The organism is Enterocloster sp. 210928-DFI.2.20 (assembly GCF_020554465.1).
Lineage (GTDB): Bacteria > Bacillota > Clostridia > Lachnospirales > Lachnospiraceae > Enterocloster > Enterocloster bolteae.
Genome location: NZ_JAJCHK010000012.1, coordinates 154,163 through 165,680, shown reverse-complemented (window position 1 = coordinate 165,680; position 11,518 = coordinate 154,163). Strand labels below are relative to the sequence as shown.

The following is an 11,518-nucleotide window of genomic DNA, read 5'->3' as shown; positions in this document are numbered from 1 at the left end:
TGATGAATTAAAGTTCTTTTGCTTGAAGTAATCTTCAAAGTATGTTACTTTTGTATTGGCTTATAAATCATCCATACAGATATAATATATCTAATTTTAGATATTGTCAATATTCTTTTTTAGATTTTATCTTAAATTAGATAATCTGTATCAAAATGGGAGGTCAAATGGATAATATTGATAAAATGGTTGGGATAAGAATTAAAACTCGTAGAAAAGAACTTAATCTAACGCAAAAAGATGTTTATGCTGCTACTGGAATATCTAATGGTAACCTTAGCGAAATAGAGCGCGGTAATGTTTTACCATCTTCTAAAGCACTAGTTTCGTTATCTAAATTGCTTCAAACTTCTATAGATTGGATTTTAACTGGGGAAGCATCAATTATAGATAATAGCTCTCCGAAAACATCTAATATTGAATATAGCCTGAAATTAAATGAATCAGAGGAACTCATAATTTTTATGTTGAGGAGCCTTCCCTTAGAAGAACAACTTGATGTAAAAAACTATCTTCGTGCAAAGGTTGCTAAGTGTGAAAAATCGGAGTTGTCATCAACCTCGAATCATGGAAAAAACGTCATGGACGGAAATAGTGAAATAGCCTAATTTTTTTTCTTTGTTTTGGCCAATAAATAAACCAAATAGGGCATTTGCTTTAAGCCCTTTAAATTTCAAAAAAATATCTACAAAGCCTTGAAGATTCAGCAAATGCCCCTATTTTTATTTTTTTTCAATCAGGGCATTTGCTCATCGTTGTCATTCGCTTAATTTTACACGATTAGTTTTATGTCTTTTAACGCGTCAATCCTTGATTCTGCGTACTTTTCACATAATTTTATAACATTGATTAACGTTAATTTTTAACGGCTCAAAAAAAGGACCTCTCCGGCAATTTTCTTGGAAAAGGTCCTTTTTCTATATTATTCTCATTTTATTTGTCAATAGCGATTTTCCTCTAAAAACCGCCGAAACCCTTGATATACCGTCACTTCCCGCCATATCCCACTCACTCCTCCTCTGTCTCGGTTTTGTCAAATATCTTGGTAACCTACACAAAATTAATTCCAGATAATTCAGCTGATTTGCTATTAGCGCCTACCGCATAGGCATATACCCCCAGCTTGGTCCGTTTAAGGATGAGCTGACCCGCTATTGCTATAACAAAGAATGCAATCGTTACGAGATATACTCCGTTAATGCTTCCTCCCAGAAGAAGAAAGGTCCGATTATCAATTACCTTATTTGAAATCATACCTGTAGCGGTTCGGATAGCAAAAATTAAAGCCAGGCCTCTGAACAGGAATTGCGTGGAAAGAGTCGCTATAAAATCAGGTATACGAAACACGGTTACTAACACCCCATTTAAGTAACCTCCCAGAGCCCCAACTGCAAGGGCAATCAGAATAATGACACCAGACGGAAGATTGGTATAATAAAGCAGATTGGCGCAGAGCATTGCCACGAAACCTACCAGCGCACCTGTTGACAAGTCTATGCCGGCAGTTATGATTACCATAGAAACACCGACTGCAATGATTCCTATAGTGGAACACTCACGTAATAAAGTAAAAATATTGTTAGCGGTAAAAAAGTATTCGCTGGTAAGACCAAAAATTAAAATCAATACAAAAAGCAAGCCGACAGATATAAGCCGGCGAATTGACTCTTGTCGCATAGTAGTTCCTCCTTTTATCATAACCGGAATCTGCCTGAAATCCATCGCCTCTCCAAACATGACATAAACCATTTTTTATCTGAGAGGCCTGCCAGGAAGAAACAGGACGCAACAGAACCGCCCTGTTTCCTTGGAAGGATTCCTTTGGATTACCAGCGGATATCAGGACCAATTGATCCCACTGTATCGGAGGTGACTACGACCGGAGCCATCTTTACGATTGGTGTCTCTGTATAGGAGGATGTATCGGCCTCGGAACCAATAAAGTACATAGCAAGCCGTGCTGCGGTTGCTCCCTGGTCATAACAGTTTGTATAAATGGTACCGGCCATCTTTCCTTTTTCGATATATTCCAGGGCTTTAGACTCACCGTCTGCTCCCCAAATCACCATTTCTCCCAAACGACCTGCTGCTTCCGCAGCCTGGGAAGCACCTTCTGCCATTGCATCATTGTGGCAGAACACAGCATCAATTTTGTCATATTTAGTTAAAAAGTCATTCATAACTACATTTGCTTTCTCGGTAAGCCATTCTCCGGTCTGTGCATCTATTATTTCTACATCCGGGTGCTTGGCCATTTCATCCCTAAAACCGGCTTCCAGAATTTCCCCGCGGCTAGCTCCGGGTGTGGCCTGAATAATCACAACTTTTCCAGTCTCTCCAATAGAAGAAGCAATATTCTTAGCTACCAATGCTCCGGCTTCATAATCAACCATAGCAACCAACGCCGCATGTGGAGTAGAAGCATCCATGTTTAATGTTATGACAGGAATACCTGCAGCCTCCGCCTGCTCTACGGAAGCAGCAAGAGCTGCCGCATCTGTTGCCTGTAATATGATTGCATCATAATGCTGGTTAACCAAATCCGACATTATCTGAACCTGTGTTTCAGCAGATGCCTTACCATCAAAGCGTTGGAATGTAACATTCTCAAAAATGGATAATTCTTTTTCCATACCGTCTCCCCAAGCGGCAGCAACTGAATCTCCTATAACGTTAGGTACAAAGGCAATTTTAACATCGTCTGCATATGGATCTTTGACATTCGACTTAACTGCAGCCTCCTGAGTTCCTTCTGAACTGGATGTGCTTGATGTTGTATTCTTTGAATCCGCACCATCAATTTGTACATTGCCACACCCGGACAATGCTAATCCAGTTACCATCAGCGCCGCTAAAAAACCTGCATAAATCTTTTTCATTCTAATAACTCCTCCTGTTTTTAGTTTTTGCGTCTTCATACAACTGCAACAGATTCTAAAATTGATTGAATCCAGAGCCTTTGTTATGAAACATACATTGATGTATACATCAATTGATACAACAAGTATAATAGGTATTATATATAATTGTCAATGGTTTTTTTATCTTTTCTTTCTTGTATTGTATTTTTATCCATATTGCACACTATAATAGACTTTTTTTATGCAAATTATATATTTTTAAAATCTTACATCTTTTTCATTCTTTCTTTTATAAATTTATGGTATAATCAATCATGTTTTAATGTATACATCAATTAATACGTTAGGGTTTGTCAATATTCACATCAATACAATTGATGCATTATCCGAACTATGATAAAATATTCTAATACAAATCAAACGAGGGGGGACAAAGACGCCATGGCTAAAACCAATCTTAAGACCCTGGCCTATAAAACCATAAAACAGAAAATCGTCACTTGTGAATATGCTCCTGGATTGTACCTGAATGAAGAAATATTGACCGAAGAATTGAAGATAAGCCGGACCCCCATACGCGATGCCCTTAGCAGGCTGGAACAGGAAGGCCTCATAGAAATAAAACCCAAAAAAGGGATTACGGTCACAAGTCTTTCCATAAAAGATGTTAATATGATTTTTGAGATTCGTAAGCTGTATGAGCCTTATATTTTAAAAAATTACGGTTCCTTTCTTTCCGAAGACAAACTCCATGAATTTTATTATATCTTTTCCCACAAAGATGCCAGCAGTGAATGTTTTCAGAACAATAATTATTTTTATGATCTAGATTCATCTTTCCACCAAATGATCGTTGACACGTGTTCCAATATATACCTGCGTCAGAACTACGCCCTAATTCAGACCCAAAGCGAACGCTTCCGCTTCATGACAGGCAATATCTCCAATAACCGTCTGGAGGACACCTTCAAAGAACATATCGCTATCATCATCCCCTGCCTTGAAAAAGACTGGGCTACTGCTGCGGAGAAACTGCTGTATCATCTGGATGAATCGAAAAAATCAACCTTTCGGCTGGTGTTTGACAGTATTGACAGTAATAACATTGGGTTCTGATTGGTTTGGAGGTAAAGATTCGGGAAGGCGGCTGCGCCTCCCACACCCCCATTCCGCTCACCCATAACGTATCATCCCGTCCGCATCCTTTATATCCAAATGGGCAAAAAGAAAAATGGTATGCCAAGGATACCGGCATACCAATCAATATACAGGGCCGCATTATCCTGATGTCATCTTGATATGCGGCCCTTTAGCTGAATTTTATCTGTACAGCTGTTAATTTGAGTAAATGCTAAGTGAAGGTTTGCGGCCCCCAAAGCGCGTCCGCGTACCCTTCCCCATCCTACCCCAACCTATGTATAAACAGCCCGCTCCGCAGCTTCGGCTCAAACCAGGTTGACTTAGGAGGCATGAGAAGCCCTGCATCGGCCACTGCTAACAGCTCCTCTATGGAAGTGGGATACATGGAGAACGCAGCTTCCATATCCTCGGATACCCTGCGCTCCAGCTCCTTTAATCCCCTGATGCCGCCGATGAAATCAATGCGTTTATCCGTCCTGGGATCACCTACCCCCAGAACCGGACCCAAAAGCTGGTCCTGAAGAATGGACACATCCAGTCCCTTCACCGGATCGCTGCTCTGAAACTCCGGCTTCACCCTGAGACGGTACCATCTGCCGCCGAGAAACATGCCGAATGTTCCCTTTTCCCTGGGCCAGAAGGCGTCTGCCCCCGGTTCCCCGCAGCCAGGATCCCCCCATGCAGCCACATCAAACCGCTCAGCCACAGCAGCCAGGAAATCCTCCTGTCCCAATCCGTTCAAATCCTTTACCACCCGGTTATAGGGCAGTATCTTAAGCTCCTCGTCCGGGAACAGTACAGCCAGGAAATAATTGAAGGGTTCCTTCCCCGTATAATCCGGGTTCTCTTCCCTTCTCTTAAGCCCCACCTTCACAGCGGAGGCAGCCCTGTGGTGGCCGTCTGCAATATAAGTGCCCGGTATGGCTGCAAAAGCAGCCTCCACGGCTTCCACCATGCTTCTGGCGCCAATCATCCACACCCTGTGGCGGATTGCGTCCTCCGACACAAAATCATACAGAGGCGCCTCCTCCTTTACCCGGGCCACCAGGGCCTTAAGCTCCTGATTCTGTCTGTAGGCCAGGAAAATAGGGCCCGTATGGGCGTTGGTGGCATCCACATGGCGGATACGGTCCAGCTCCTTATCCTCCCTGGTATTCTCATGTTTCTTCACCACGCCGTTCACATAGTCGTCAATGGAACAGCAGGCCACGATACCGGTCTGGCTCCTGCCCTCCATGGTGAGTTCATAGAGGTAATAATTCTCCTCAGGGTCAGTCACATAAACCCCTTCCTCAATCTGACAATCAAGCAGCTCCCTGGCCTTGTCATAGACACGGCTGTCATAGGTATCCACGTCATCCCCAAACTGAGTCTCAGCCCGGTCAATGTTCAGGAAGGATAGGGGATTGCCCTTAACGGCCTGGCAGGCTTCCTTCCTGTTATACACATCATAGGGCAGGGCCGCCACCCGGGCCGCCTTGTCCGCCGCGGGCCTGATACACATAAATGGTTTTACTACTGCCATAGTTTCCCTCCTGTTTATCTAAGGTTACAGTCCGTCCACGGAAACGGGCAGTTACTTAACCACCCGCACCCTCAGCACACCTTTGATGGCCCTGAGCTTCTGAATGGTGGAATCCTCCGCCTTGTGCTCCAAATCCAGCAGCGTGTAGGCATACTTATCCCGGCTCTTATTGGTCATGTCGGAAATGTTCATGCCCTGTTCGGCCAATATAGCTGTAATCTGTCCAATCATGTTGGGAATGTTCATATGAAGCACAGCCACACGGCTCTCTGCCTGGCACATGCCCATGTCGCAGGACGGAAAATTAACGGAGTTTTTAATATTTCCATTCTCCAGGTAATCTGTCAGCTCCTTCACAGCCATCACCGCGCAGTTGTCCTCGGACTCCTTTGTGGAAGCGCCCAAATGGGGAAGCAGGATGACCCTCTCCATGTTTGCAACCTTTGGATTGGGGAAATCACTGACATAGTAGCGCACCTTTCCTGCATCCAGCGCTTCCGCCATATCATCGTCATTGACCAGGGTGTCCCTGGAGAAGTTGAGGATTACCACCCCATCCTTCATGATAGCCAGTTTTTCTTTGTTGATCATTCCCCTGGTGGAATCCATAAGAGGCACATGGATGGTGATATAATCACATTCCTGGAAAATGATGTCCGCGTTGGTGATATGCTTTACATTCCTGGACAGTCTCCAGGCCGCGTTGATGGAAATATACGGGTCGTATCCGTATACCTCCATTCCCAGATGGGTGGCTGCGTTGGCAACCTCCGCCCCGATGGCGCCCAGGCCGATAACTCCCAGCTTCTTGCCCTTAATCTCGCAGCCAGCAAATGCCTTCTTGCTCTTCTCTGTATCCTTGGTGATGTTGTCATCCTCCGCATTGGCCTTGCACCACTCGATACCGCCCACGATATCGCGGGATGCCATGAGCATGCCTGCGATCACCAGCTCCTTTACGCCGTTGGCATTGGCTCCCGGTGTATTGAATACAACGATGCCCTTCTGGGCGCAGGAGTCCAGAGGAATATTGTTGACACCTGCTCCCGCACGGCCCACTGCCAGCAGGTTCTCAGGAAGTTCCATATCATGCATGGAAGCACTGCGCACCAGGACGGCGTCAGCATCAGCTGCCTTGTCTGTCATCTCATATCCGGCCGGAAACAGCTCCGTGCCGCACTTTGCAATGGGGTTCAAGCAATGAATTTTTTTCATAATAATCCAACTCTCCTCTTATATGTCCAAAGACTTTTATTTCCTGTGCTTCTTCTCGAAGTCAGCCATAAATTCCACCAGTTTCCCAACACCCTCCGCAGGCATTGCATTGTAAATGCTGGCGCGCATGCCGCCCACGGTTCTGTGTCCTTTCAGATTCTCAAAGCCCGCTGCCTTTGACTCCTTCACAAACAGGGCGTCCAGTTCCTCGTCCCCTGTCACGAAGGGCACGTTCATCAGTGAGCGGTCCTTCTTAACCACAGTACCCTTAAATAACTGGCTTTCATCCAGGAAATTATAGAGGATCTCAGCCTTCTTTTCGTTGTATTCCTTCATGGCTTCCAGGCCGCCTCTGGCCTTCAGCCACTTAAATACCTTTCCGCACATGTATATGCCGTATGTAGGCGGGGTATTGTACAGTGACTCTGCGTCTGCATGGGTCTTATAACGGAGCATGGTAGGTGTTCCGGGCAGCACATCCTCTGTCACCAGGTCCTCCCTCACAATGACAATGACGGTTCCCGCCGGTCCCACGTTCTTCTGGGCGCCTGCAAAGATCAGGCCGTACTTTGTCACATCCACTGGCTCGGACAGAAAGCATGAGGACTGGTCAGCTACCAGAAGCTTTCCCTTTGTGTTGGGAAGGGTCCAGTACTTGGTGCCGTAAATGGTGTTGTTCTCACAGATATACACATAATCCGCGTCCTCGGAAACAGGCAGGTCGGAGCAATCCGGAATATAGCTGAAGGTCTTGTCAGCGCTGGACGCAATGGCATTGGCCTTTCCGTAAATGGCGCCTTCCTGATATGCCTTCTTAGCCCACTGTCCGGTAAGGATGTAATCTGCCGCCTTGTTCTTCATCAGGTTCATGGGCACCATGGCAAACTGCTGGGATGCGCCCCCCTGAAGAAACAGCACCTTATAATTATCCGGAATATGTAAAAGATCCCGCAGGTCTGATTCAGCTTCCTTGATGATGGTGTCATAAGCCTTAGATCGATGACTCATCTCCATCACTGACATTCCTGTTCCCCTGTAATCCAGCATCTCTGCCGCGGCTTCTTTCAGGACGTCCTCCGGCAAAACGGCCGGTCCGGCTGAAAAATTGTAAACTCTGCTCATCTTGTTCTCCTCCTTTAAATGGTTGTACTTGCTGCACATATCCTCTTTAATATATATACACAGAGGACTCCTCCATATGCGGAACCCGGCACAATACAATGCCATACCGCATACAGAGAAGTCGCCTGACTGTATACTCCATCGTATATCTGTCCCACCTGTCCCGGCTTGCATTCTGTCGCTTTATCGTGCTAATCTGATAACGCAGCCAAGATATTAAAGACTACTATACACTGTTTTTAATTAATTTTCAAGTCTGTATCGTCAAAAGCATCTGCAATAGGCGCTCCCGGTGATACCATGGGGAATACCTTGTCATCGCAGCTGATCTGACAGTCAATGACCACAGGAATGTTTAAGGAAATGGCTTCCCGAAGCACCGGCTCCAGCTCCTCCTTCTGCGTCACACGGTAAGCCCTGGCCCCCATGGCCTCTGCTATCTTCACAAAATCCACGGAATCATTCAGTATGGTCTGGGAATAGCGCTTGCCGTAGAACAGGGTCTGCCACTGGCGTACCATGCCCAGCACATGGTTATTCACGATAACCTCCACCACAGGGATATTATACCGGGTTGCCGTGGCAATCTCGTTCATGTTCATGCGGAAACAGCCGTCGCCTGCAATATTGATAACCGTCTTATCCCTGCATCCCATCTTTGCGCCTATAGCGGCACCCAGGCCGTAACCCATGGTTCCCAGTCCTCCCGAAGTGAGAAGGGTGCGGGGCTGGCGGTACTGGTAGTACTGGGCTGCCCACATCTGGTGCTGTCCCACCTCAGTGACTATGACAGCGTCCCCGCCCGTCACCTCGTTGATGGTCTGGACGATGAAAGGACCTGTCAGCAAGTTCTTGTCATAGCGCAGGGGGTACATATCCTTCATGCGCTCTATGTGGGCTATCCACTCGTCGTGGTTCACCGGGTCCAGCCTGGCATTCAGCTTGCGCAGGATGACCTTCACATCCCCGATGATGCTGGCGTCCACCTTAATATTCTTGTTAATCTCTGCCGGGTCGATGTCCAGCTGGAGAATCTTTGCATTCTTTGCAAACTTGGACGCATTGCCGGTCACGCGGTCGCTGAACCTGGCGCCCACCACAATCAGCAGGTCGGCCTCGGTTATGCCGAAGTTGGAGGTTTTGGTGCCGTGCATGCCCACCATACCCGTGTACAGCTCGTCAGCTCCGTCAAACGCGCCCTTTCCCATAAGACTGTCCGCTACCGGCGCCTGAATCTTATGGGCAAATGCCCTCAGCTCGTCGGACGCATTGGCCAGCACAGCGCCGCCGCCCACAAAGATAAACGGCTTTGACGCTTTGCGGATCATCTCCACGGCCCGGTCCATGTCCTGCTCTGTAATGGTATCGCTCTGGCGCACGATTTCCTCCGGAACCTGCTTCTCATATTCGCAGGGCGCAGCCGTCACGTCCTTGGTGATATCCACCAGCACAGGGCCGGGGCGGCCTGTCTGGGCAATGGTAAATGCCCTTCGGATAACCGTTGCCAGACGGTTTACATCCTTAACAATGAAATTATATTTTGTAATGGGCATGGTCACGCCCGTAATGTCGATTTCCTGGAAACTGTCCTTGCCCAGCAGACTGTTGGTCACGTTGCAGGTAATGGCCACCACCGGCACGGAATCCATATAAGCAGTGGCAATGCCTGTTACCAGATTGGTGGCGCCCGGACCAGATGTGGCCAGGCACACACCCACCCTGCCGGTGGCCCTTGCGTAGCCGTCAGCCGCATGGGAAGCTCCCTGCTCATGGGATGTCAGGATATGGGTAATCTCATCCTGGTGCTGGTACAATGCATCATATATATTCAGGATAGCGCCGCCCGGATAACCAAATACGGTGTCCACGCCCTGTTCCTTCAAACACTCAACTACAATCTCTGCCCCCGTCAATTTGCTCATATACTGCACTCCTTTTCTTCATGTTATTTCATGATGCCCCGATAATCATTTTACCTGCAGCACAGCTCCCCTGTCAGCGGAAGTAACCAGGGACGCGTATCTGGCCAGATATCCTGTGGTGATCTGCGGTGTGCGGGGCTGCCACTTGGCCTTCCTGGCTTCCATCTCCTGGTCGGATACCAGCACGTTCAGCTCATGGTTGTCAATATCAATGGAAATAATATCCCCCTCTTCCACCAGGGCAATGGGGCCTCCCACTGCTGCCTCAGGTGAGGCGTGGCCGATGGAAGCGCCTCTGGAGGCGCCGGAGAAACGTCCGTCTGTAATCAGGGCCACCGTGGAGCCCAGTCCCATACCGGCAATGGCAGAGGTAGGGTTGAGCATCTCCCTCATGCCCGGACCTCCCTTAGGTCCTTCATAGCGGATAACCACCACGTCTCCGGCTACAATCCTGCCGTTCTTGATGGCATCAATGGCATCCTCCTCGCAGTCAAATACCCTGGCCGGTCCCTCATGCTTTAACATCTCAGGCGCAACAGCGGAGCGCTTCACCACTGCGGAATCCGGTGCCAGATTGCCCTTTAATATGGCAATGCCGCCGGTCTGGCTGTAGGGATTCTCCACCGGACGGATAACCTCCGGGTTCCTGTTGACGCAGTCCTTTATATTCTCTCCCACGGTCCTGCCCGTGACAGTCATGCAGTCCAGGTTCAGAAGCCCCTTCTTGCTGATTTCCTTCATAACCGCATAGATTCCCCCTGCCTCGTTCAAATCCTCTATGTAGGTAGGTCCTGCCGGCGCCAGATGGCACAGGTTGGGGGTTCTTGCGCTGATTTCGTTGGCAATATCCACATTCAGCTCCACGCCCGCCTCATGGGCAATGGCAGGAAGGTGAAGCATGCTGTTGGTGGAGCATCCCAGCGCCATATCCATGGTCAGGGCGTTCATAAATGCTTCTTTTGTCATGATATCCCTTGGGCGGATGTTCTTCTCGTACATCTCCATCACCTTCATGCCGGCATGTTTCGCCAGCTTGATGCGCTCGGAATAAACAGCCGGGATGGTGCCGTTTCCCTTAAGTCCCATACCCAGGACCTCGGTCAGGCAGTTCATGCTGTTAGCCGTATACATGCCGGAACAGGAACCGCAGGTAGGACATGCCTTATTCTCAAACTCCTTCACATCCTCCTCAGACATGTTGCCTGCCGCGTAAGCGCCCACCGCCTCAAACATGCTGGAAAGGCTGGTTTTATGCCCCTTCACATGGCCGGCCAGCATAGGACCGCCGCTGACAAACACGGTGGGCACATTGATCCTGGCTGCTGCCATCAGAAGTCCCGGAACATTCTTATCACAGTTAGGCACCATTACCAACGCGTCAAACTGATGGGCCAGCGCCATACACTCCGTGGAATCCGCAATCAAATCCCGGGTCACCAGGGAATACTTCATGCCGATATGCCCCATGGCAATACCATCACAGACAGCAATGGCCGGGAACACCACCGGAGTACCGCCGGCCATGGCAACGCCCAGCTTCACGGCATCCACAATCTTATCCAGGTTCATATGGCCCGGAACTATCTCATTATAGGAACTTACAATACCCACCAGAGGCTTTCTCATCTCTTCCTCTGTCATACCAAGAGCATTAAACAGGGACCTGTGGGGTGCCTGCTGCATACCTGTCTTAACCGCATCACTTTTCATGTTGTATCCCCTTTCATCTAATC

9 protein-coding genes are annotated in these 11,518 nt (G+C 48.2%); 2 read left to right on the top strand and 7 right to left on the bottom strand.

Translation table 11 applies throughout. The features are described 5' to 3' along the window. Positions 1 to 167 precede the first annotated feature (167 nt). The gene (locus LI015_RS13150) at positions 168 to 608 is read left to right on the top strand and encodes a helix-turn-helix domain-containing protein (RefSeq protein WP_007868107.1); all 441 of its coding nucleotides are present in this window, start codon (positions 168 to 170) and stop codon (positions 606 to 608) included. Positions 609 to 1,050: 442 nt separating this feature from the next. Here LI015_RS13150 and LI015_RS13145 read toward each other — a convergent pair whose 3' ends face one another. Further along, positions 1,051 to 1,677: an ABC transporter permease gene (locus LI015_RS13145; protein WP_227125330.1), complete on the bottom strand. Its 627-nt coding sequence runs from the start codon at positions 1,675 to 1,677 to the stop codon at positions 1,051 to 1,053. Between the two features lie 149 nt (positions 1,678 to 1,826). Beyond that, on the bottom strand, positions 1,827 to 2,879 hold the full coding sequence (locus LI015_RS13140) for a sugar ABC transporter substrate-binding protein (RefSeq protein WP_227125328.1): 1,053 nt from the start codon (positions 2,877 to 2,879) through the stop codon (positions 1,827 to 1,829). Positions 2,880 to 3,302: 423 nt separating this feature from the next. On the opposite strand from LI015_RS13140, the gene LI015_RS13135 reads away from it, so the two are divergent. Further along, entirely contained in the window at positions 3,303 to 3,977 is a 675-nt protein-coding gene (locus LI015_RS13135) for a GntR family transcriptional regulator (RefSeq protein WP_227125326.1), read from the top strand. 286 nt (positions 3,978 to 4,263) lie between these two features. Here LI015_RS13135 and LI015_RS13130 read toward each other — a convergent pair whose 3' ends face one another. The 5 genes from LI015_RS13130 to ilvD form a co-directional block, all read right to left on the bottom strand. Beyond that, the gene (locus tag LI015_RS13130; protein WP_195632234.1) at positions 4,264 to 5,526 is read right to left on the bottom strand and encodes a DUF1015 domain-containing protein; all 1,263 of its coding nucleotides are present in this window, start codon (positions 5,524 to 5,526) and stop codon (positions 4,264 to 4,266) included. A 51-nt stretch (positions 5,527 to 5,577) separates the two neighbouring features. Beyond that, on the bottom strand, positions 5,578 to 6,741 hold the full coding sequence (locus LI015_RS13125; RefSeq protein WP_002568085.1) for a phosphoglycerate dehydrogenase: 1,164 nt from the start codon (positions 6,739 to 6,741) through the stop codon (positions 5,578 to 5,580). A 36-nt stretch (positions 6,742 to 6,777) separates the two neighbouring features. After that, positions 6,778 to 7,863 carry a 3-phosphoserine/phosphohydroxythreonine transaminase gene (serC, locus tag LI015_RS13120; protein ID WP_002568086.1) on the bottom strand — a complete coding sequence of 362 codons (1,086 nt, stop codon included), beginning with the start codon at positions 7,861 to 7,863 and terminating at the stop codon, positions 6,778 to 6,780. A 239-nt stretch (positions 7,864 to 8,102) separates the two neighbouring features. Next, a complete protein-coding gene (ilvB, locus tag LI015_RS13115; RefSeq protein WP_002568087.1) occupies positions 8,103 to 9,785 on the bottom strand; it encodes a biosynthetic-type acetolactate synthase large subunit in 1,683 nt (560 codons plus the stop codon). Between the two features lie 45 nt (positions 9,786 to 9,830). Next, the gene (gene ilvD / locus LI015_RS13110) at positions 9,831 to 11,495 is read right to left on the bottom strand and encodes a dihydroxy-acid dehydratase (protein ID WP_227125324.1); all 1,665 of its coding nucleotides are present in this window, start codon (positions 11,493 to 11,495) and stop codon (positions 9,831 to 9,833) included. Positions 11,496 to 11,518 lie beyond the last annotated feature (23 nt).

Coding starts and splice junctions, on each gene's coding strand:
- ilvD (WP_227125324.1), bottom strand. CDS start 11,495: ATGAAAAGTGATGCGGTTAAGACAGGTATGCAGCAGGCACCCCACAGG.
- ilvB (WP_002568087.1), bottom strand. CDS start 9,785: ATGAGCAAATTGACGGGGGCAGAGATTGTAGTTGAGTGTTTGAAGGAA.
- LI015_RS13150 (WP_007868107.1), top strand. CDS start 168: ATGGATAATATTGATAAAATGGTTGGGATAAGAATTAAAACTCGTAGA.
- LI015_RS13125 (WP_002568085.1), bottom strand. CDS start 6,741: ATGAAAAAAATTCATTGCTTGAACCCCATTGCAAAGTGCGGCACGGAG.
- LI015_RS13145 (WP_227125330.1), bottom strand. CDS start 1,677: ATGCGACAAGAGTCAATTCGCCGGCTTATATCTGTCGGCTTGCTTTTT.
- LI015_RS13140 (WP_227125328.1), bottom strand. CDS start 2,879: ATGAAAAAGATTTATGCAGGTTTTTTAGCGGCGCTGATGGTAACTGGA.
- LI015_RS13130 (WP_195632234.1), bottom strand. CDS start 5,526: ATGGCAGTAGTAAAACCATTTATGTGTATCAGGCCCGCGGCGGACAAG.
- LI015_RS13135 (WP_227125326.1), top strand. CDS start 3,303: ATGGCTAAAACCAATCTTAAGACCCTGGCCTATAAAACCATAAAACAG.
- serC (WP_002568086.1), bottom strand. CDS start 7,863: ATGAGCAGAGTTTACAATTTTTCAGCCGGACCGGCCGTTTTGCCGGAG.